Raw genomic sequence first — 21793 nt, forward strand, 5'->3', positions numbered from 1 at the left:
TAACTAACTGTGGAATGAACAATTGGTGAGCTACTGGTGGCGAATTTGCCAGAAGTAATCCTCGGCAAATTTCGCAACAGAGATTAAATCGATACTCACATAGGGAGTTACTGCATACAGCGTGCCAAGGCAAAAAAAGTGTAGCCGAGGAAAAAGGTTGTAAAGAGTGTCACGGAGTTTAAGGCAAGCACATATTTGGCGCGATTAGGCACCTGAGAGCACATAAATAGTGCGATAAGTCACAATAGATGGGTTTGGTGGCTGCTTTGGCCGCTGGGTGGGATATTCTGGACAATCTGCTCGCCAGCCTGGAAATGTCGCTATGGGACTCACCATCCACAACCAGTAGAATGGCCGGGAATATGTCCCAAGTGTCTTTATTCTTGGGGCCGTCAGTGTTTTCCCGATGCGCTGTAAGCGTATCTGTGATCACATAACCACGATTCCCCAAGTGCAAAGGGAGAGACAGTAAGGATGATCATCCAGCCGAAAGTACGCGGATTTATTTGTACCAATGCCCACCCGCAGGGCTGTGCAGCCAATGTGCGTGAACAGATTGAGTACATCAAGTCTCAGCCAGCAATTGAGAATGGCCCCAAGCGGGTTCTGGTTGTAGGTGCCTCCACCGGTTACGGCCTCGCTTCGCGTATCACTGCCGCTTTTGGTTGTGGCGCCAAGACCCTGGGGGTGTTCTTTGAGAAGCCGCCCACAGAAAAGCGCACCGCTTCTGCCGGTTATTACAACTCGGCTGCGTTCGAGGACGAAGCGCATAAGGCGGGCCTGTACGCCAAGAGTATTAATGGGGATGCCTTCTCTGATGAGGTGAAGGCCCAGGCGATTCAGATGATTCAAGAGGATCTGGGGCAGGTAGACCTGGTGGTCTACAGCTTGGCATCTCCACGTCGTACCGATCCCAAGACTGGTGAACTTTACAGTTCTGTATTGAAGCCGATCGGTGAGTCTTACACCGCCAGGAACCTCAATACCGACAAGCTGGAAATCTCGGACATCACAGTTGATCCTGCCAGTGAGGAAGAGATTTCCAATACCGTGAAGGTTATGGGCGGTGAGGATTGGGAACTGTGGATGCAGGCTTTAGGCGATGCCGGCGTATTGTCAGATACCTGCAAGACAGTTGCTTACACCTATATCGGTGAAAAGTTAACTTGGCCTATTTACGGTCATGCGACTATTGGTAAGGCGAAGGAGGACCTGGATCGGGCGGCCAGAGCCATTACTGAAAGTGGTCAGGCGGCGGCAAATGTCGCGGTACTGAAAGCACTGGTCACTCAGTCGAGCTCTGCAATTCCAGTGATGCCACTATATATCTCCCTGGTCTACAAGGTGATGAAAGAAGAGGGCACCCACGAAGGCTGTATCGAGCAGTTGTACCGCTTGTATACCGAGGGTCTGTACACCGATAGCCCGCGCCTCGATAGTGATAACCGCCTGCGTATGGATGACAAGGAGTTGCGCGAGGAGACCCAGGCTAAGATTGAAAAATTGTGGCCAGAAGTGACCAAAGAAAATCTTTTTGAGTTGACTGATTACAAAGGTTATCAGGCCGATTTTCTCAAGCTGTTTGGTTTTGGCGTAACCGGTGTTGATTACGACGCAGACACCAGCCCGCAGGTAGAAGCTGAATTCAGCTGATAACGCTGAACCAGTCCCGACTGCAATTTTGCATTCTACAAGGAGCGGCATGGCCGCTCCTTGATCCAACCCCACCCAGGTCTTCTATCTACTCTCTCAAGTCCCAAAACGGCATAATTCCTGTTTCGCCTTTTTGTGGAGAGAGGACGCCATGAATTACCGCCAGCTTGGCACCAGCAATCTCAAAGTCAGCCAGATTTGTCTGGGCACAATGACTTTTGGTGAGCAAAATACAGCTGCTGATGCGGCTAAACAGCTGGATTATGTCTTTGATCAAGGGGTAAATTTTATCGATTGTGCCGAGATGTATCCGGTGCCGCCGCGCCCTGAGACTCAGGGGCTCACCGAGGAATATATCGGTAAATGGCTGTCGGCCCGTGGCGGTCGTGACAAGGTAATTATTGCCACAAAAGTGGCGGGGCGCGGTGAGGCTAATCCGGGGGTTAGGCACCTGCGTTCTGGACCGCGCCTCAGCCGAGATCATGTACTGAAAGCTTGTGATGAGTCCCTAAAAAGGCTGGGCACCGATTACCTCGATCTCTATCAGGTCCATTGGCCGGAACGCCAAACCAACTTTTTTGGTTGTCTAGGGTACCAGCATGGAGGTGATGATGGCATTACTATTGCCGAGACACTCAATGCACTGGAGGAGTTGGTCAAGGCAGGCAAGGTGCGTTATATCGGTATTTCTAACGAGACGCCTTGGGGCATGCATGAATACCTAAGAGAGTCAGTTGTTTATGGTAAGCCGCGTATCGTTTCCATTCAGAATCCATACAATCTGCTCAACCGGAGCTTTGAAGTGGGCTGTGCGGAGATCTCCATCCGGGAGCAATGTGGCCTTCTGGCATATTCGCCACTTGCCTTTGGTGTCTTGTCCGGCAAGTACCTTGGCGGCGCAAGGCCTGCAGGGGCACGCCTGACTTTGTATGAGCGTTTTCAACGCTACACAAACGATCGCAGTGCAACAGCTACCGGTGCTTATGTGGAGTTGGCCCGCCAGTTTGGTCTAGACCCTGCACAGATGGCTCTGGCATTCGTCAACCAGCAGCCGTTTGTGACTAGCAATATCATCGGCGCAACCACCATGGAACAGTTGCGTAGCAATATTGCCAGTACTGAATTACTTTTGGATAACGAACAGCTAGCTGCGATTGAAGCTATTCATCAGTACAACCCAAATCCGGCTCCGTAACAGGTGGCTCTGCTATCTATAATGGGGAACACAAACCACTAAATCGGTACCAATACATCACGTGAGCACGAGAGAGGCAGCTCCCATGGAAACGACCGGGCATCACACGCTCAACGATCTCTTTGCCCAGCTGGGGATGTCGTCGGAAGATGCGGCGATTCATGAGTTTCTGATTACTCACTATTTGCATAGGCATGAGAAATTATCTTCCGCATCATTTTGGACTGAGGGGCAGAGGGAGTTTCTTCGGAGCGCCATAGAGGAAGATTCTGACTGGTGCGTCGCTGTTGATGAGCTGGATTCCCTCCTGCGCCATTAAGTTGTAACACTCCTGCGGCTGCTGTCCATTCCAGCCTGTATCCCATGGGTTATACTACGCCGAATTCAACCGATTAAGCTGGTGACTATTCGCCGGCAGCGTAGCGATACCCGATGGAAAAACCCCGATTTCGAGTTGCCTTACTGCACCCCCGGCACTGGCTGACCTGGTTGCTCTTTGCTTTTTGGTTCCTGCTGGCTCAGCTGCCTTTTCGTTGGCAGTTGTCTATAGGGCGTGGTGTGGGCAAGGTGATGATGAGGCTAGCCCCAAGCCGGCGCACTATTGCCGAGCGCAACCTTGCCCTGTGTTTTCCTGAGTTCAGTAAGGCTGAACGCTCACAACTTCTTCGTCGAAATTTCGAGTCCAGCGGAATTGCCCTAATGGAAACCGGCATGGCCTGGTTTCGCTCTGCGCGCTGGCTGCGTAAGCGTGTCTCTATAGAGGGGTTGGAAGCCTTGCAGGATATCCAGGCTGAGGGGCAAGGTGTGCTGCTAATGGCTATGCACTTTACCACCCTGGAATTGGGGGCGGCTCTTATGGGGATGAGCATTACCCTTGATGGTATGTACCGGCCGCACAAAAACCCTGTATATGACTATATGCAGCGTAAAGGGCGTGAGCGCCATACTGGTGATGGTAGTGTCTACCAGCGTAAGGATGTTCGTGGGGTACTGCGCGCCCTGCAGCAGGGGCGTGCCGTCTGGTATGCTCCAGACCAGGATTATGGAATTAAGCAGGGCGTCTTTGCCCCGTTTTTTTCCAATCCTGCGGCAACGGTGACAGGCACATCGCGATTTGCCCGGGTAGGACGCGCCAAGGTAGTACCCTATGTGCTGACCCGTTTGGAGGATTGCTCCGGTTACCGCCTGAAGGTGTACCCACCTATTGAGGAGATTCCCTCTGGAGACGAACTGCAGGATGCCATCCTGGTCAACCAGTTCATTGAAGCTCGTATTCGAGAGGCACCAGAACAGTATATGTGGGTGCATCGACGTTTTAAGACCCGGCCGGAAGGCGCCAATAATGTGTACGAAGGAGTCCGCAAGAAGAAAAAGAAGCGCAGGAAAGTGGCGAGCTAGTCACACTGGCATAGACACTGCGCCCTAAGTAACATACAGGTTCGATTCTGGCGGTGCTATTCCAGGCCGAGCGCGAAAATTAAGGAGAGAGAATGTTTACCGGCAGTATGGTGGCCTTGGCTACCCCAATGTACGCAGACGGAAGCCTGGATTGGGACAGTCTGCGCAATTTGGTTGAGTGGCATATAGAACAAGGCACCCGCGCATTGGTTGCAGTAGGTACTACCGGCGAATCAGCCACTCTGGATGTGAATGAACACATTGAGGTCATCCGGCGCGTGGTAGATCAGGTTGCGGGGCGCGTTCCAGTGATTGCAGGAACGGGTGCCAACTCAACTACTGAAGCGATTGAACTGACAGAAAATGCCGCTCGTTGTGGCGCCGATGCCTGTTTATTGGTGACCCCCTATTACAATAAGCCTTCCCAGGAGGGCTTGTATCAACACCATCGCGCTATCGCCAAAGCGGTGGCCATTCCGCAGATCCTGTATAACGTGCCTGGGCGCACAGCTGTGGATATGTTGCCCGAGACTGTGCAACGTTTGGCTGCCATTGGCAATATTGTTGGAATCAAGGAAGCGACTGGAGACCTGGAGCGGGCTAAAGTTCTATTAGAAACTCTTCCCCAGGGTTTCGCCGTCTACTCCGGCGATGACTGCACTGCGATGGAGTTGATCCTGATGGGGGGGCAAGGTGATATCAGCGTCACCGCCAATGTCGCCCCAGCTGCTGTTGCGCAAATGTGTGAAGCTGCTCTGGCCGGAGATGCTGCGACTGCACGGGCAATTGATCAGCGTATCCAAATATTGCACAAAGTGCTGTTTTTGGAGTCCAACCCGATACCGGTGAAATGGGCTCTGCGGGAAATGGGGCGTATAGACGGGGGGATTCGCCTGCCGCTGACCAGCCTTTCCCCTGAGCATCATGCTACAGTGCGCGAAGCTTTGCGCAGTGCCGGCGTACTGTGAGTCCGCGAACAGAGAATTAACCAGGAAAGCTTTGATGAATAAATTGACCGTTGGAGCCGCGCTCTGTATTTCCAGTCTTACCCTGGCAGGTTGTGGTGTGTTCGGCAACGATGGCTATTTCCGCGATCGCAGCAATGATTACCAACAGGCCGACAGCTTGGCACCGCTGCAGATACCGGAAGGCATCAACGCCAAGCACCAGGAGGAGCTCTATGAGATCCCCCAGATTGCAGGAAATGAACTGGAGCAGAGTGACTTCGAGGTTCCGCGGCCTCAAGCATTATCTGTCAATGCTGGAACGGAACGGGTAAAGATACAAAAGCTGGGTAGCAACCGTTGGGTGCTGGTATCCCAACCACCGGCAGAGGTTTGGCCTCAGCTGCATTATTTCTTGCGCTCCTCGGGCTTACACGTGGAGATGTCTGATGCCAGCACCGGTATTATGGAAACGGCCTGGATGACATTTAACGAGAGCCCGGAAACCAAAGATAAGTACCGCCTGCAGATTGAAACCGGTGTGCAGCCCGACACTACCGAGATCCACGTGCGTCACCTGTCGGTTGCCGCGGATGCTCCGGTGGGAGGCTCCGTCAACTGGCCACAGCGTTCCAGTAGCCCTGAACGCGAAGGTTGGATGATCGATGAAATGTCCACATCCCTGGCAACCGAATCCACTGGTGCTTCTGCTTCATTGGTGGCCCAAGCTATCGGTGGCAGTACTGTGAAGGTTCAGTTGCGCGAGCCGGTTGGCCATGAGCCCTATATCTCTATGGGGCTGGAGATGGAGCGCGCTTGGGCGACAGTCGCTCATGCGGTGAATGCGGGAGGTTATCGTCTGCATCGTGAAGATTCTGATATCGGCCTTTTCTACGTCACTTACGATGAGGAGCGCGAGTTGGCCGATAGTGAGGATGACGGTGGCTGGTTCTCTTGGGGTAAGAAGGACAAACAAGATGAGCTGGCCGATAGTGCTAACCAGGTTACCCTGCAGCAGATTCTTGCCGGTATCGATACCACTGAAGGCACTGAGCCTCCCTTGTTCAAAGAGATCAAAGGGCTTGGTGTAAGCGCTAGTCCCGAAGGAGAATATCCTGGCTACTTGATTGTGATTCGCGGAAATGATGATGAGATTGAAGTGCGTATCCGCGATACCCGTGGCCAGCCGCTGTCTCGGACCAAAGCCTCTGAGTTACTACTCTCGATTCAGCAGAACTTGATTTAATGGGCCTGCGCTTCGCCTCACTGGGAAGCGGCAGCAAAGGCAACGGCACTCTGGTCGCCAGTGGCGACCACTGCCTGCTTGTTGATTGTGGCTTTACCATCAAGGAGACCGAGCGGCGTATGGCGCGGCTCGGTATGTCCCCTGCCGATCTCACTGCCATTCTGGTAACCCATGAACACAGCGACCACCTGTCTGGGGTTGCTCCTCTCGCGCGTAAGTATGGCTTGGCTGTTTACCTGACCCCGGGCACTCTCCGAGCTCGCGATATTGGCAAGTTGCCTGAAGTTCACCTGATTGAAGGTCATCAACCGCTTACTGTTGCCGGTATACAAGTCACACCTGTGGCTGTGCCTCACGATGCACGGGAAGCTGCGCAGTATGTTTTTCGCAGTCGTGGCAGTAGTCTCGGCCTCCTTACTGATCTGGGTACGGTGACACCTCATGTAGAGGCCCACTTTAGCGGCTGCGACGCACTGGTTTTGGAGGCTAATCACGATCCCCAGATGCTGGCACAGGGGCCATACCCTCCCTCATTAAAAAGGCGGGTTGGCGGAGCTTATGGTCATTTGAGTAATCAACAGGCTGCCGGATTTTTGCAGCGGGTGGGCTATGAACAGCTGCAGCACTTAGTGGTGGCCCATATTAGTGAGAAGAATAATACGCTGGAACTTGCCCGTTCAGCGATGGCTGAGATGGCGGAAAGTGTGGAGAATTGTATTTTTGCCTGCCAGCAAGAGGGATTCGACTGGCTCACAGTGGAAGCACGGGGATAGGCCCCATTCGCTTCGTACCACTCGGCTCTAAATCTCTCAATACAAATCTGCTTTGCCTTAGTTAGGACGACCTCTGGCTATTCGAGGGACGGGGGATATATGGAAACAATACTGATTTATCTATTGGTTGGGGCGGTGGCTGGCACTATCGCTGGCCTATTTGGTGTTGGTGGCGGCCTGATTATTGTTCCAGCGCTGGTACTGGTTTTTACCGCTATGGGAGTCTCGCCAGAAATTCTGACCCATATGGCTGTTGGGACCTCACTTGCCACGATTGTTATTACTTCTATTAGTTCTGTACGAGCCCATCACAAGAGAGAAGCTGTGGATTGGCAGCTGTTCAGGAAGATGACGCCGGGAGTACTGCTGGGCTCTTGGCTGGGAGGGATGACGGCGGAACTGTTACCTGGGGCCTGGTTACAGTTATTGATAGGAGTCTTCGCCATTGTGATTGCCGTCCGTATGTGGCTGAGTGGCCTCCGCCATGGCCAGGTTGAGGAGGGAGTTGGTAATCCTCCAGTTGCTCCTTTGCTGGCTGCTGCCGGCGGCGTGATAGGTTGGGCCTCTGCAATTTTTGGTATTGGCGGAGGGTCCCTCACCGTACCTTTTCTTTCCCGGTGTCGTGTACAAATTCAGCGCGCGGTTGCCACCTCTGCAGCTTGCGGGTTACCAATCGCTTTAGCTGGGGCGCTGAGTTTTACGGTGCAGGGGTGGGATAATAGCCAGCTGCCGAGCTGGAGCAGTGGATATATCTATTGGCCCGCTTTCCTGGGAATCGTCGCAACCAGTACCTTGTTTGCCCGTTTTGGGGCCAATCTGGCTCACCGTCTTCCGGCAAAGTGGTTAAAACATGGCTTTGCTGTTTTACTTTGTATGATAGGCGGGCGCTTTATTTGGCTCAATAGCAGCTTGCTAACCTCTTAGATACTGGCAGATTTTAATGGTAGTTTCCTCTTGAAGCGATTTGGTTGATTGGGGGGATCTTAAGATTCTTTTCCTTTGGCAGAATCAGGTGATCCCGTCTTATTATATCTGCCTACTTATCTGTTTATGGGCTCTAAAATATTCACTAACATCTGTCTCGGTGCGCTATTAGTAGTGACTAAAATGAAGCATCATGGAGATGTTTTTTATTTATTTATTGCTCGGTGCGGTTGCTGGGACTGCAGCAGGCCTCTTGGGAATTGGAGGAGGCCTGATTATTGTGCCGGCACTGGTACTGATTTTTTCTGCAATAGATATTTCTCCTAAGGTCCTAACCCACATGGCCGTGGGGACTTCTCTGGCGACAATAGTCGTAACTTCAATCAGCTCAGTGCGAGCGCACAACGCAAAGGGCGCAGTAGACTGGCACTTATTTTGGCTGATGACCCCGGGAATACTTCTGGGGTCCTGGCTGGGTGGTGTGACCGCAGACTTATTGCCTGGTGCTTGGCTACAGCTCTTGATAGGTATTTTTGCCATCTTAATGGCAATACGCATGGGATTGAGTGGCTTGAGAGCTATGCCTCTAAAGAACGGTAATAGCCGGTTACCATCTCGATTTCCCTTAATTTGTTCTGGTGGGGTAATTGGCTGGTTAGCGGCCATTTTCGGAATCGGAGGTGGGGCTCTGGTAGTACCTTATTTATCTCACTACCGGGTCAAGATGCAGCATGCTGTGGGAACCTCTGCGGCATTTGGGTTGCCTATCGCAATTTCGGGGACTCTCAGTTTTGTTGTGCAAGGATGGAGTAATAAGTTGCTGCCTAGCTGGAGTAGTGGCTACATCTATTGGCCCGCATTTTTGGGTATTGTTTTAACCAGTGTGTTCTTTGCCAAAGTAGGAGCGAGCTTGGCGCATAGGTTTTCAGCTGAGCGATTGAAATTGTGTTTTGCTTTACTGCTCTGTGTTATCGGGGGACGGTTTATTTGGCAAAATTTCAGTTTGCTAACAAATGTTTTAGCTAATTGACTTCAATTACTGGCAATCAACTATCTCGGTTAGCCTTTAAATGAAAGCCGCTGTTTCCAGCGGCTTTCATCAAACTGGACTCAGTTTAAGGCGTCTCTCATGCAGTTTTTGTTTCCACTTGGGATTCTGCCGCCTGCTGACTTTCATTGGTGTCACTTTCCCAATACTTGGATTTCAGGCTGATCAACGCGAGGATAATACCTACGCCGATGGTGAACAGGCTGATTTGCAGGTAAAGGTCGGGCATTTCTGCAACATTACTAGGATCGAAGTGTCCAGCCAGAAGACCCGAGAAAATATTGCCGATGGAATAAGTTAGGACAAAGACTCCCATCATCTGTCCAGCGAAGCGGCGCGGAGACAGTTTGCTAACAGCACTCAATGCTACCGGGCTCAGGCAGAGTTCGCCAACAGTATGCAGGAAGTAAGTTGTAACCAGCCAGTATGGAGCGACTTTAAGGCCATCAGCGGCATATTGAGCCGCAAAGAACATCACCAGGAAGCCGCTTGCCATAATGATGAGGCCAATTGCACACTTTAGCCCATAGGATGGCGTGATCATCCGCTTACCAAGATTAATCCATAGGGCGGCGAAGAAAGGTGAAAGGGTAATAATAAAGATGGAGTTGAAGCTCTGCAGCCAAGATGCCGGCATTTCAAAAGAGCCGATAAGGCGGTCAGTATAATCACGACCAAACAAGTTTAGAGATGAGCCGGCTTGCTCGAAGCCTGACCAGAAAAAAGTAGAGGCCACACAAACCAGGAACAGGGCCCACATTTTCTTTTTTTCGGAACCGCTCAACTTTCCGCCGAAGTAAATGAAGCCGAAGTAGGCCAGGAAAGTTAAAGTAAAGGCCACCGCGACATATTGAGCCATGACCGTTGGATTAATAACGATAGTGCCATTCATGGCAAGACCGGTGATCAAGGCCACACCGACAGCGATTACTCCGATGATCCGCCATGCAAGCTTGGCCTTTTCTGGAGCTAGAGGGTTTTCCGGTGCCAGGCTCGCATCACCCAGATTCCCGATTGTCCTACGGTATTGGATAAGACCGATCGCCATACCGACCGCTGCTGCACCAAAGCCCCAATGCCAGCCAACATTCTCACCAAAATATCCACAAATTGCATAACCGAGAATCGAACCAATATTGATACCCATATAATAAAGTGCGTAGCCACTATCACGGCGAACATCATCGGGCTGATAGAGGTGACCGACCAGGGCACTGATATTGGGTTTGAGTAGACCAGTACCGCAAGCAACCAGAATCAGGCCAATAAAGAAACTGCTATCTGTAGGGATTGCCAGAACGATATGGCCACACATGATAATAATGCCGCCATACCATATGGTCCGCTGTCCGCCAAGGAGGCGATCCGCAATCCAGCCACCAGGCAGGCCAAGGAAGTAGACAGCGCCAGTGTAAAGACCATAGATCGCCGTAGCAGCAGCGACAGTGAAGGCTAAACCTTCTTCTTGCAAGCTGGCGGTCATAAACAGTACGAGCAGAGCGCGCATACCGTAGTAACTCATCCGCTCCCACATTTCAGTGAAGAACAGTGTGGAAAGCCCTTTGGGGTGGCCAAAAAAGCCCCCTCCATTCTGATGTGTATTCGACGACATAAGCTGAATTTCCAATTGTTATAGCTCTAGTAGGGTATGCAGGGCATACCGGGTACATCTCTATTGATCCCGAGCAGTTGCTCGCTTTGACCATGCGGTCATCTCGTCTATTCAGGAGAAACTATACCCCCTCAAGTATTGATTCGAGATTCTTTAGCTAACTAGTTCTTTTCCTTGCCATAAGAAAGCCCTTCTCATGGAATTAGAAGATAGAAGCTTGCGAGCTAGCCCCCAAAGCAATTCCTGAAGTTTACCAGTTGTCTAATTTACAGGCGAACCGTTGTCGGATTATTTGGTGAAATGGAAATTGGGCACTTCCTTTACTCTCAAAATAGTGGTAAATCCTGTTTGAAAACCTATTTCAAGGGGAAAATAACAATGAAAGCCCCATTGCTGCTTAGCCTGATCCTGTTCTTGGCTGCTTGTTCAAGCTTGCCCTCTAAAAAAGATAAAGCGGAGATAGACCTGGCCTCGGCCTTGAGCGGGGAGGCAATACTTGGGTATCCGGTCAGCCTGAATGAGTTGCCCTCAGAGGATCTTCTTTGGCTATCTTCCGAGGTGCGAGATTTTTTGGCGACTCTGGCTCCTGACTCTGATTCTCGCCACCGCCTTGCCGCTCTGATAAGGGCCTTCGAGGAGCGAGAGTTTCTGGTCCAGTACGATGAAAACAGTACGCTTTCGGCTATGGAAACCTATCGCCAGGAAAGAGGTAATTGCCTTGCTTTTACGTTGATGATGGTGGCTATGGCTCGGGAGTTGGGAGCGGAAGCTTACTTCAATCAGGTAGAGGTTCCACCAGTTTGGAGTCATGATGAGGCGGAGACCTTTGTACTTTATCGCCATATAAATATGGTTTCTGAAAGCCTCCGTGGCCGCCGGGTAGTCGACTTTAATCTGGCTGCCTATGACCCAGTCTATAAACAGTTCGAGCTGGATGACACCACAGCCTTTTCGCTTTATTACAGTAATCGGGGAATTGAGCTGATGCGTGCAGGAGAGCGGAAGCAAGCTTTTTTGCACTTGCGAAAGGCGGTGGAGATGAGCCCGGAGAGAAGCGACTTGTGGGCTAACCTAGGGGCAATGTACAGCCACTTTGGATTCCTCCAAGAAGCGGAGCAAAGTTATCGTAAGTCCTTGTTCTTGAAGAATAATAATCTCACCGCGATTAGTAACTTAGAGCGACTTTATCGCTTCAAGGGTGAAGAGGGTCTTGCTGATATCTATGCCAAGCGTGCCCGCTTTCATCGCGAGAGAAATCCTTATTATCTCTACTATCAGGCTCGGGAAGCCTACGAAGTTGGCGAGTATAGGCAAGCCGAGAAGCATTTGCGCCGTGCTGTTTGGCGGTATGAGGGTGATCACCGCTTTCACTTTCTTTTAGGGTTGGCAAGGTACCAGCTTGGGAACATGGCGGCATCACGAGCAAGCTTTGAAGAGGCCTTTTCTTTGGTAACTGGGCCATCTACTGCGAAAGCTTATGAGCGCAAGTTGAATTTACTTTTGAAGTAGGGGGGGTGTACAGATTGTGACTTGTCACAATTGAGGGAAGTGTTCAGAGATGCAGGTTAGCAAGGTAAGCACTTTTTTTGAGTTTTGGGTAAATTTTTATTGAGGGGGGGAGTATCTGGTTCGTCTCTATCTACGTTGGGAGCTGAAGTGGCCATGGGGGTGGTTGCTTCATGAGTAAACTCAAACGTATCTAGTAGGGCCCAGCCCTACTCTAGAGAGAGATAAAACAATGAAAAGGAATATCCTTTCGTCTGCAATCAAGACAGCACTTGGAGTATCTGTAGTCCTTGGAGCAACTGGCCAAGCTTTTGCCCAGGAATCCGCGGATGCAAATGACGCGACACTGGTTGAGGAAGTAATCGTAACCGGTTCACGCATCACCAGATCTAACCTGGAAGCTGCTACACCAATCACAACCGTAAACTCTGAGAGCATCGAATTCTCCGGCATGGTGAACAGTGCTGATGTTCTGCGGAGTCTGCCGGCAACTGGTGTGTCAGGTATTTCTAGTAGCAACTCTAACTTCTTTACTTCTGGGGCTGGTATCAACACCGTTGAGCTTCGCAACCTGGGAGAGGATCGTACCCTTGTACTGGTTAACGGGCGTCGTTACGTTTCTGGTGTTGCAGGTACATCAGCTGTTGACTGGAACACTATCCCTACTGAGCTAATCGAGCGTGTAGAAGTTATTACTGGTGGTGCATCGGCCATCTATGGTTCTGATGCACTTGCTGGTGTAATCAACGTTATCCTCAAGGATGACTTCGAAGGGGTGAGCATCACCTCCTCGCATGGTGAAACTGTAGAGTTTGGCGATGACCAAACGGATCGTTTTAACATCACTGCTGGCGGCAATTTTGATGACGGTAAAGGTAATGCCGTTATCTCTATGACCTACACCGATCAAAAAGGTGTTTTGGCACGTGACCGCAAGAATACTGAAGTTGACGATATTGCTACTTGCCGTTTGACACAAAATATCGACGATTGTCAGGATAGCACCGCTCCATTTTACTCCTCCTACTCTGAGCACGGCCGCTTCTTTGTCCCATCCACAGGGGACTCTTATGTAGTTGATGGTGGCCAAGTTGTTCCTTGGGATCAGGAGAAGTATGGGTTTAACCGCCAAAACTTCCGTCGCTACACTGTGCCAACAGAACGCTACCTGATTAGTTCTAACCTGAACTATCAGATTAATGACTCTTTGGAAGCGTTTATCGAGACCACCTTTGCCCGCACCGAAACGCAGAGTGAAATCGAGCCATACCCACACAGTAACGATGACTTATTCATTACTGGGATCTCTGTTGATAACCCCTTCGTACCAGATGACCTGCGCGCCGCTGTAGTAGCTGAGGGTGACGACGTAATTGAATATTTCCGTCGTACCACAGAGCTGGAGCAGCGGGGCTCTTTTGCGGAGCGTCAAACTTTCCGTGGCTTGGTAGGTCTGCGCGGTGAGTTCAACGACTGGAATTGGGATGCTTACTTTGGTCAAGGCCAAATGCAGGATAGCCAGCGTGGCACAGGTCAGCTTAATATTTCCAACTTCCGAAATGCGTTGGATGCGACCGTTGATGGCGATGGCAATATCGTATGTGCTGATGCCGCGGCAGTGGCAGAAGGGTGCGTACCAATTAACCTGTTTGGTTATGGTGCCATTTCTGCGGATGCAGCAAAGTATGTAACTGCTCCGTCAATTCGCGACCAGCGCACCAAGCAAACCTTTGGTGGTATCAACATAAGTGGCGAACTGTTTGAGTTACCTTCTGGCCCCTTAAGCTTGGCTGCTGGCCTCGAGTACCGTGATGAGTACGCGGCAGATTTCCCTGACGCCTTAACTCGCACCGGTCAGAATGCCGGAAACAAAGAAGAGCCTACTGAAGGCAGCTTCGATGCTACTGAGTTGTATGTTGAGGTAGAGGCACCAATACTCTCGGGTCTTCCTGGTGTCCAAGAGTTGAGTGTCGGCGCTGCATATCGTTATGCAGATTACAGCACTGTTGGCAATACCGATGCTTATACTGCTCGTGTTTCGTGGGTTATCAATGATGATTTACGAGTTCGTGGTCAGTATGCACGCGCTGTACGTGCCCCAAATATCAGTGAACTTTTCGCGCCTGGTGGAGAATCCTTTGGTGCAGTAAGCGACCCTTGTAATGGGGTAACTGCAACCACTACTGGTACTATCGCTGAAAACTGCCGTGCTATTCCTGCTGTAGCTGCTCGAATTGCGGATCAGGGTGTGTTCGACTTGACACAGACTGAAATCCAAGGAACTGGCGGTTTCGTTAATCAGGGCAACGGTAACTTGGATCCAGAGACTTCTGACAGTTACACCTTAGGTGTGGTGTTTGATCGTGACTTGGGTATTGGTAGTCTGTCTGTCTCTGTTGACTGGTACAATATCGAAATTGAAAATCTAATCGATACTGTTGGTCGTCAGACATCCGTGGATTACTGTTTCAATTCTACCAGCTATCCAAATAACTTCTGTGACTTTATCGTTCGTGATACTTCAGGCGCTGACTTCCAGTTGGGTGAAATTACTGAAGTGAATTCTGGCTATATCAATGAAGGTTCCCTCGAGACCGAAGGTGTGGATGTCCAGGTTCAGTGGGGTATGGAATTAGGTAGCGGTCAGTTGGATCTGTCTTTAGTCTATGGTCATATAATTGATTACACTGAGACTAAGTTTGGAGAGGGCGATGAACTCGTAGGAGAAGTTGGTATTTCTGAGAACGAGTGGGTTGCGACAGTTAATTACTCCTTGGATCGACTGATGGTACAGTGGGAGACCTCTTTCATTGGCGATGCAGTGCCTGACTTGAGTAATGACCTGTACAATTTTGAGGTGGGCACTTATGTCACCCATGACCTGTACGCTTCCTACCAATTCACTGATAGCATCAGCGCAAATCTCGGTATTAATAATGTTCTGGATGAAGAGGCTCCGGTTATTCTGACTGGCATTCCGGGCAATACAACCGGGCACGATACTGCTGCTGCTGTCTACAATGATATTGGTCGCAGTGCATTCGTGGGCGTTCGTATGGAGTTCTAATCCTCTTTACTGAAATCGCTAACAGCGGGCCATAAGGCCCGCTTTTTTATTTTCCTCTCCTCTAGAGTCCTCGCTAGTACTTGTTTTGGTTCCGCTTCATCTAGGGCTTGATTTTTAGCCATCTCTTTCCTTTCCATAAATATACTGCTTGCTAATGCGAAGTGCGTGATTCTCTGCTTAGGTGAATTATTTTTCCTAGGACAAAAGTGACTTTTACGAATATAAGGGCAAGCCCGAATTTATTGAGGTTTTCCTGGTTTAGACCGTCCAAGAACTGTTGGGAAGAAAGCAGCCACTTGGGGGTAGTTGTTTTCATGACACGTCAAAAATGACAAAAAACAAATAAGTCCAACGATCAAGAGAGGATTGACCATGAAGAAGAATCTCCTATCTGTGGCTGTAAAGGGAGCCCTTGGCTTCACTGCAGCGGCAATTATGGTTCCAGCTATGCCAGCTTTTGCCCAAGAAGATGCGCAAATGGTGGAAGAGGTTGTTGTAACAGGCTCCCGTATTGAGCGTGCGAATGATGTGAGTGTTAGCCCTGTAACTTCCGTTACTGCTGAAGACTTAAAAGCAACGGGGGTTGTACGTGTAGAAGATTTGATTAACGATCTTCCGCAGGTTGCTGCTACTCAAACAGCTGGGCAGGCCAATGGTTCAACTGGTACGGCAACGGTTTCTTTGCGTGGGCTCGGCTCCCAGCGCACACTGGTGCTGATTGATGGTCGCAGAATGCCGGCAGGTTCTCCACTGCAGGGTGGTTCTGGTGCTGACTTAAACCAAATCCCTGGCGCTTTAGTGGAGCGGGTTGAGGTACTTACAGGTGGCTCTTCCGCAACTTACGGATCTGATGCAATTGCTGGTGTTGTCAACTTCATCATGATGGATGATTTTGAGGGCGTTCGTTTCGAAACCCAAACAAGTGTGTATCAACACAATAATGACAACAGCAAAATGCAAAGCTTGGTCGAATCTAATGGATTTGATGTGGCTGATGGCAGTGTGACCGACGGGGAAACCAATGATTTTTCCCTGATTATGGGGGCCAACCTCGATAACGGTCGCGGCAATGTAACAGCTTATGCGAACTACCGAAAAATTGATGCAGTACTACAATCTGACCGGGATTACAGTGGCTGTAGCCTGGATGGAGGCCCTGACAGCTTCGAGTGTGGTGGCTCCTCAACAGTTCCTTGGGGGCGTTTTACTGATTTTGGGGGCAATGAGGGAGATAATACAGAGGGCTTTGACTACAGTCTTGATGGGACTGGCTTCACTAACTTTAGCCGCCTGTATAATTATGGCCCACTGAACTACTTCCAGCGCCCTGATGAGCGCTGGACAATGGGTGCTTTCGGTCATTATGAAATCAATGAGAAAGCTGAAGCTTATGCTCAGCTGATGTTTACGGATGACCGTACCGTTGCACAGATTGCCCCCTCAGGTGCTTTCTTCGTTACCGATGATTTGTATTGCGGCAACCCCCTTCTTTCTGAAGAGCAGTTCCAAGCAATCTGCGGCGTTTACGGCTTAACAAAAGATAATTATGTTAGTGATCTAACAGTTGTTAATACTGATCCAGACACAGGCCTTCAAACTTTTAATCCAGGTAAGGTATACATTGGTCGTCGAAATGTGGAAGGTGGACCTCGTCAGGATGATATGCGTCACACCACTTTCCGTGGCGTGTTTGGGCTGCGTGGCGACATAAACGATAGCTGGAACTATGATGTTTACTATCAGTATTCTGAAGTTAGTTTAGAACAGACTTATCTGAACGATATGTCTGTAACTAATATTCGCCGCGCGCTGGACGTTCGTACTGATGATCGTTTGGATGCAAATGGAAACCCCCTTGCAGAAACATACGGCCAACCTGTTTGTCAATCTGTTATTGATGGTTCTGACCCCAACTGTGTGCCCTGGAATGTATTTCAAGAGGGCGGTGTAACTCAGGAAGCGATTGATTACTTGGTCTTGCCACTTTATGCCCGTGGTACGACTGATCAGGAAATTATCTCAGGATATGTGACCGGTGATCTGACGGATTACGGCTGGAAACTCCCCAGCGCAGATAATGGTATCGCTGTAGTAATGGGCCTGGAAAGTCGCCGTGAGAGCCTGGTTTATTCTCCCGATGCTGGTTATCAGAATGGTGAGGGTGCTGGACAGGGTGGACCAACATTGCCTGTTGACGGCTCTTTGAGTGTTAAAGAAATTTTTAGTGAGATGAATGTCCCACTCATCAATGGAATGCCAGGTATTGAATACTTGGGATTAGAGCTAGCTTACCGCTACTCCGACTATTCTACAGATGAGCAGACTAATACCTATAAAATTGCAGCGGACTGGCAGCCTACTGAAGACTTAAAACTGCGTGGTAGCTTCCAATCAGCTGTTCGTCATGCAAATATTCGTGAACTTTTTCGCCCCCAGTCAATACAACTTTTTGATATGACTGAGGACCCTTGTGGATCTCGCACTAAAGATGGCCAGCCAGTTGCGCCTTCAGCAACTCTTGAGGCCTGTATGAATAGCGGCATTACTGCAGCCACCTATGGTAATTCAATAGATTCACCCGCTGGTCAATATAATTTTATTGGTGGAGGCAACCAGGAGTTGACACCAGAGGAGTCTGAGACTCTTTCATTTGGTTTTGTGTACTCTCCTTCATTTGTTGAGGGGCTGACTGTCAGTGCCGACTACTTCAATATTACTGTTGAGGATGCAATTGCCAATATTCAGCCAGAAACCATCTTGAATAAGTGTCTGGAAACTGGTGAGGCTCGATTCTGTGATTCTATTAGCCGCGGTGGTAATGGTAACTTGTGGATTGGTGAAGCGGCTATTACAGCGGTAGATGTCAATATCGGTTACTTTGAGACTGAAGGGGTTGATATTAATGCAAACTATGGCTTTGATATTGGAAGCTATGGCGCAATTGATATGAACTTGATTGCAACATACCTCACAAAGTGGGATCAGCAGGAGTTTAAAGGCGAGCCAGTTGAAGAATGCGCCGGTAATTGGGGCAGTTCTTGTGGTACACCCACTCCAGATTTCGTAAGCACCTTACGTACAACGTGGTCTACCCCTTGGAATTTGGATGTGGTTGGTAGTTGGCGCCATATTGGTGGTGTTACTGATCTCGGTGCAAATGAAGCAGACTTTGATGCAGTTGACTACTTTGATTTAGCTGCTTCTTGGGCAGCTTCTGAAAATTGGACCATTCGTGGTGGTATTAATAATGTTTTTGACAAGGAGCCACCTCTAACCGCTGATGCAGGTTCAAGTATTTTTGGTAATGGTAATACCTTCCCAGGAATCTATGATGCACTTGGACGTTATGCATTCTTAGGTCTGACAGTGGATTTCTAAATTTAGAAGCTAAAAGGCGCGGCATGATATGCCGCGCCTTTTTTGTTGGTGTTTTAGAATAGATTTAGCTCTTATATTTATTTAAGATTTTTAAATGCTTGCTGTAATAATTATTTCTTCCCATAGAGGTGCTATACAGAGGGTTGCGGACCTGCCAAATACTGGCTGTTTTCACATAATTTTTCCTTTGGGAGAAGTCTAGGCAGCTGGACTCCCATGGTAACTCTAGAAATCTCAGAAGTTCTCTAGTTGTGATTTCAGAATTAGTTACAAGGTTCTCGTAGTTGATTTCATAGATATCATTTGGGAAAAGATTCTTCCAGTGATCCATTAAGTCAATATGTTCGCTGTAGTAGTGTGCAATATGTTCCAGGTTTACTGAATAATTAAAATCTGGCCCCATTTGTTGGAAGAAAATTGATAGGCAGTTGTCTAAAAAGTTTCTTGTTGTCCATACTATTTTCGCTTTAGGAAAAATTTTTTTTATTAATCCAATGTGGAGGAAGTTGTCAGGCCTTTTGTCTGTGATATATTTTTCGATTGGAACAGGTCTTTTTAATTCTTTTATATAGAGTTTTGATAAACTATTGAAAAAGTCTTGTTTTTTTGTCTTCAGGATTGGAGGGTATTGGCTTCCCATCTTTTTAACCTGTTCAGGTATAAATTTTATTTCTCCACCTGGGGAGACTTGAGAGTGGCCACTTAATATTTGTTCAAGTAGGGTGGAGCCTGAACGGAACATACCACAAATAAAGATTGGAGTGATACTGCTATTCCCTGATCCCTCTGGGATGGAATTATCTTTAAAAAACACATCTTTCAGTGTGTTTGTTTGCCACTCCTGTAGTTTAGGGTCGTAAGGTGGGATTCGTTGAGCACCTAAGGCATTGGCTTCGCAATAAGTTTTAAATGCTGCATCATACTGGTGGCAATCATCAAGCAATTTTCCTAGTGCGAAATTTAGTTCCTCCATGTTAAGGTTAGAGAGCCTACCAGAATCTAAGGCTTTTCTTATATTGTTTATACGAGGGTCTTGGATGCTGTCGGCATGGTACATATATGATAGTCGAGCGAGAGCCAAACTGCATTTTGGATCGACTTTCAGGGCTTCGTGATATATTTTAGTTGCTTTCTGTTTGTCGCCTTGTTCTTCAAACAGAGCGGCAAGGTTTAAAAGGGCGGGTGTATATTCTCTGTTTTTATTTAGTGCAAGCTGATAACTGTCTTTGGCTTTATCCTCTTGTCTTAGTTCAGAATAAATGACCCCGATATTTGTGTAGACCTCTTCCGGATTTGAGATCCCCTTGCTCAGAGCTTTTTTGTAAAAGGATAAGGATTCTGAAAGTCTGTTTTCTATTTTTAAATGGTATGCGAGGTTGTAGACAATGTTTGGGGAGCACTCTGGCGTTTGTTGGATGTAATAGTTTAGAGCCTGTATAGCCTTATCGTTATATCCTTGTGACTGAGCTAGCTTATATGCTTCGGCCCAATAGCTTGTGTCATTTTTTTTTATTGAAGCAAGAGAAAATAAATGATCTAGGGCCTTATCCTTTCTGCCAAGCCTCAAAGTAAGTTTGTATAGCTCCTCAAGAGCCAAAGTTTTCAAGTTGTTATCAGAGTCTTCTAGAACCCTCAGTAATTTAGCCTCAGCTGCTGTATATTGGTGCTTATTAATGAGCTTTTTGGATTGTTGCAATTCACTAAATGAAGCCTGAGGTTTAGTCATTTGAGTTGTCCACAGCAGATGATTGAAAAAAAGGCGCTTACACAAGCGCCTTGGTGGATGATCAATTTTTTTGAAGCTTCTGCCCCAAAAACTTTAGTTGGTACAAATTATCCACCTTCAGGATTGCCTAAAACCCCTTTACGATTTTGGTTATTTACCATGTTGGATGACTCGCGAGACATCCTTTTCCATTCTTCCGCTGTCATGCATGTTTTTTGCTTAAACCTGGAGCCGGTAATTGCTCTTGATTTACAAATCAGTTGATTGCTGGTGTTACTCTCGACTTCATTTGTATTTTGGCTGGATGGCGCAATGTTTTGGCCTTGTTGTTGCTCACTTGCGCAGCCTATAAGTAGCCCCAATCCGAAAAAAACAGAGATGAGTGATTTTTTTCTCATTAGATATTTCCAATTATCTTAAACAAGTCCATGCTAATGCTTAAATAAAGGCGGATCTATTATAAGGCCACCAATCGTTGAGGTCACCCTAAGGCGGAGAAAGGAACGATTCAGGGGCAGGCTAATTAAGAACTATATTGCTCATGTTAATAAAGATGGTAAAACCGGCTGGTTCTAATAACTGATTCTTTCTTAATGGTCTTGAAGTAAAAACTTTCGATATTTATTGCGTAAAGTGAAGTTCCTCTTAATTTTCGATCATTCTCATGGTGAGCGGCACTCTTTTTTAATTTTGGCTTTTATCTTTTTGGTTGATGTGTGTTTCCACTAGTGGTTTTTGGGGGTAGAGGTCGGAATGTGATAATAAGCAGGGGTTTTTAGGTTGGTCTGGTGCGTTCTGAGCCTAGGGGGCAGCGTGAGCTGACTGTAATGAGGTTTGTCAGTCATGTGTGGTAAGTGATATAGGTTCATAATGATACAGATCGCTGCCTCCTTGAGAATAATCTCATCAAGAGGACTCTTTAAGTCCTGGCTATACAGTTTCATGTTTTCATTCTAGAGAGATCGATAAGCCCTGAATTGGTAGAGGACCCTTTGCTCTCTCACCCCATTTCCCCACAAGCTCCCCCTAATATGAGTAAACCCGGGGCTAAATCTTGCCAAAATAGCCTTCAATCAGCTTATCTTGGATAGCATTGGGCTTAAGTGTTTTTATACTAATAAAGCCCTATATTTCGCAATATAAAGCTAATTTTAGACTGCTAGATAAGTATGTATATCTGATATCGAACGGTATATGTACTAAATATCTTTTTGTTTTTAATCACAAGCAAGCCAACCTTGAACAAAAAAAAGTCACAATAGTTCCATAAATCTCTTCAATGCTTTAAAGTCAGGTACGTTCTTTAAGAATGCTAATAGATAA

Annotated in this window: 15 protein-coding genes; 12 read left to right on the plus strand and 3 right to left on the minus strand. The window is 48.2% G+C overall.

Annotation, left to right across the window (positions count from 1 at the left end):
• The first annotated feature begins 474 nt into the window (after positions 1–474).
• From fabV to ABWV76_RS19510, 9 genes are all read left to right on the plus strand, one after another.
• Entirely contained in the window at positions 475–1653 is a 1179-nt protein-coding gene (gene fabV / locus ABWV76_RS19470) for an enoyl-ACP reductase FabV (RefSeq protein WP_353377016.1), read from the plus strand.
• A 151-nt stretch (positions 1654–1804) separates the two neighbouring features.
• Positions 1805–2848 carry an NADP(H)-dependent aldo-keto reductase gene (locus ABWV76_RS19475; protein ID WP_353377017.1) on the plus strand — a complete coding sequence of 348 codons (1044 nt, stop codon included), beginning with the start codon at positions 1805–1807 and terminating at the stop codon, positions 2846–2848.
• Between the two features lie 85 nt (positions 2849–2933).
• A complete protein-coding gene (locus ABWV76_RS19480; protein ID WP_020412003.1) occupies positions 2934–3167 on the plus strand; it encodes a DUF2789 family protein in 234 nt (77 codons plus the stop codon).
• A gap of 113 nt (positions 3168–3280) precedes the next feature.
• Entirely contained in the window at positions 3281–4246 is a 966-nt protein-coding gene (gene lpxL / locus ABWV76_RS19485; protein WP_020412004.1) for an LpxL/LpxP family Kdo(2)-lipid IV(A) lauroyl/palmitoleoyl acyltransferase, read from the plus strand.
• A gap of 92 nt (positions 4247–4338) precedes the next feature.
• Positions 4339–5214 carry a 4-hydroxy-tetrahydrodipicolinate synthase gene (dapA, locus tag ABWV76_RS19490; protein WP_020412005.1) on the plus strand — a complete coding sequence of 292 codons (876 nt, stop codon included), beginning with the start codon at positions 4339–4341 and terminating at the stop codon, positions 5212–5214.
• A gap of 34 nt (positions 5215–5248) precedes the next feature.
• Positions 5249–6436 carry an NlpB/DapX family lipoprotein gene (locus ABWV76_RS19495; protein ID WP_020412006.1) on the plus strand — a complete coding sequence of 396 codons (1188 nt, stop codon included), beginning with the start codon at positions 5249–5251 and terminating at the stop codon, positions 6434–6436.
• A complete protein-coding gene (locus ABWV76_RS19500) occupies positions 6436–7209 on the plus strand; it encodes an MBL fold metallo-hydrolase (protein WP_282951600.1) in 774 nt (257 codons plus the stop codon). The genes ABWV76_RS19495 and ABWV76_RS19500 overlap by 1 nt, the downstream gene beginning before the upstream one ends.
• Before the next feature lie 99 nt (positions 7210–7308).
• A complete protein-coding gene (locus ABWV76_RS19505; protein WP_353377018.1) occupies positions 7309–8133 on the plus strand; it encodes a sulfite exporter TauE/SafE family protein in 825 nt (274 codons plus the stop codon).
• Between the two features lie 193 nt (positions 8134–8326).
• Positions 8327–9163, plus strand: coding sequence for a sulfite exporter TauE/SafE family protein (locus ABWV76_RS19510; RefSeq protein WP_020412009.1), 837 nt, complete (start codon positions 8327–8329; stop codon positions 9161–9163).
• A gap of 97 nt (positions 9164–9260) precedes the next feature.
• Here the strand turns inward: ABWV76_RS19510 and ABWV76_RS19515 are convergent, their stop codons facing one another.
• Positions 9261–10793 carry a peptide MFS transporter gene (locus ABWV76_RS19515; RefSeq protein ID WP_020412010.1) on the minus strand — a complete coding sequence of 511 codons (1533 nt, stop codon included), beginning with the start codon at positions 10791–10793 and terminating at the stop codon, positions 9261–9263.
• 378 nt (positions 10794–11171) lie between these two features.
• Between ABWV76_RS19515 and ABWV76_RS19520 the strand changes: the two genes are divergently transcribed.
• The 3 genes from ABWV76_RS19520 to ABWV76_RS19530 all read left to right on the plus strand — a co-directional run bounded on the left by ABWV76_RS19520 (position 11172) and on the right by ABWV76_RS19530 (position 18744).
• On the plus strand, positions 11172–12302 hold the full coding sequence (locus tag ABWV76_RS19520) for a tetratricopeptide repeat protein (RefSeq protein ID WP_353377019.1): 1131 nt from the start codon (positions 11172–11174) through the stop codon (positions 12300–12302).
• 229 nt (positions 12303–12531) lie between these two features.
• On the plus strand, positions 12532–15366 hold the full coding sequence (locus ABWV76_RS19525; RefSeq protein WP_282951594.1) for a TonB-dependent receptor plug domain-containing protein: 2835 nt from the start codon (positions 12532–12534) through the stop codon (positions 15364–15366).
• A 372-nt stretch (positions 15367–15738) separates the two neighbouring features.
• On the plus strand, positions 15739–18744 hold the full coding sequence (locus ABWV76_RS19530; protein WP_020412013.1) for a TonB-dependent receptor plug domain-containing protein: 3006 nt from the start codon (positions 15739–15741) through the stop codon (positions 18742–18744).
• A 64-nt stretch (positions 18745–18808) separates the two neighbouring features.
• Here ABWV76_RS19530 and ABWV76_RS19535 read toward each other — a convergent pair whose 3' ends face one another.
• Positions 18809–20470, minus strand: a complete 1662-nt coding sequence (locus ABWV76_RS19535) for a tetratricopeptide repeat-containing sulfotransferase family protein (RefSeq protein WP_353377020.1) — start codon at positions 20468–20470, stop codon at positions 18809–18811.
• Between the two features lie 107 nt (positions 20471–20577).
• Entirely contained in the window at positions 20578–20868 is a 291-nt protein-coding gene (locus tag ABWV76_RS19540; RefSeq protein ID WP_020412015.1) for a hypothetical protein, read from the minus strand.
• Positions 20869–21793: the final 925 nt, after the last annotated feature.

It is taken from the genome of Microbulbifer sp. NBRC 101763, assembly GCF_040371615.1.
GTDB lineage: Bacteria > Pseudomonadota > Gammaproteobacteria > Pseudomonadales > Cellvibrionaceae > Microbulbifer > Microbulbifer variabilis.

What these genes read in the sequence shown, in the direction of transcription:
- ABWV76_RS19500 (WP_282951600.1), top strand. Translation starts at nt 6,436, where the DNA reads ATGGGCCTGCGCTTCGCCTCACTGGGAAGCGGCAGCAAAGGCAACGGC.
- ABWV76_RS19475 (WP_353377017.1), top strand. Translation starts at nt 1,805, where the DNA reads ATGAATTACCGCCAGCTTGGCACCAGCAATCTCAAAGTCAGCCAGATT.
- ABWV76_RS19520 (WP_353377019.1), top strand. Translation starts at nt 11,172, where the DNA reads ATGAAAGCCCCATTGCTGCTTAGCCTGATCCTGTTCTTGGCTGCTTGT.
- ABWV76_RS19505 (WP_353377018.1), top strand. Translation starts at nt 7,309, where the DNA reads ATGGAAACAATACTGATTTATCTATTGGTTGGGGCGGTGGCTGGCACT.
- ABWV76_RS19480 (WP_020412003.1), top strand. Translation starts at nt 2,934, where the DNA reads ATGGAAACGACCGGGCATCACACGCTCAACGATCTCTTTGCCCAGCTG.
- ABWV76_RS19530 (WP_020412013.1), top strand. Translation starts at nt 15,739, where the DNA reads ATGAAGAAGAATCTCCTATCTGTGGCTGTAAAGGGAGCCCTTGGCTTC.
- fabV (WP_353377016.1), top strand. Translation starts at nt 475, where the DNA reads ATGATCATCCAGCCGAAAGTACGCGGATTTATTTGTACCAATGCCCAC.
- dapA (WP_020412005.1), top strand. Translation starts at nt 4,339, where the DNA reads ATGTTTACCGGCAGTATGGTGGCCTTGGCTACCCCAATGTACGCAGAC.
- lpxL (WP_020412004.1), top strand. Translation starts at nt 3,281, where the DNA reads ATGGAAAAACCCCGATTTCGAGTTGCCTTACTGCACCCCCGGCACTGG.
- ABWV76_RS19535 (WP_353377020.1), bottom strand. Translation starts at nt 20,470, where the DNA reads ATGACTAAACCTCAGGCTTCATTTAGTGAATTGCAACAATCCAAAAAG.
- ABWV76_RS19540 (WP_020412015.1), bottom strand. Translation starts at nt 20,868, where the DNA reads ATGAGAAAAAAATCACTCATCTCTGTTTTTTTCGGATTGGGGCTACTT.
- ABWV76_RS19525 (WP_282951594.1), top strand. Translation starts at nt 12,532, where the DNA reads ATGAAAAGGAATATCCTTTCGTCTGCAATCAAGACAGCACTTGGAGTA.
- ABWV76_RS19510 (WP_020412009.1), top strand. Translation starts at nt 8,327, where the DNA reads ATGGAGATGTTTTTTATTTATTTATTGCTCGGTGCGGTTGCTGGGACT.
- ABWV76_RS19495 (WP_020412006.1), top strand. Translation starts at nt 5,249, where the DNA reads ATGAATAAATTGACCGTTGGAGCCGCGCTCTGTATTTCCAGTCTTACC.
- ABWV76_RS19515 (WP_020412010.1), bottom strand. Translation starts at nt 10,793, where the DNA reads ATGTCGTCGAATACACATCAGAATGGAGGGGGCTTTTTTGGCCACCCC.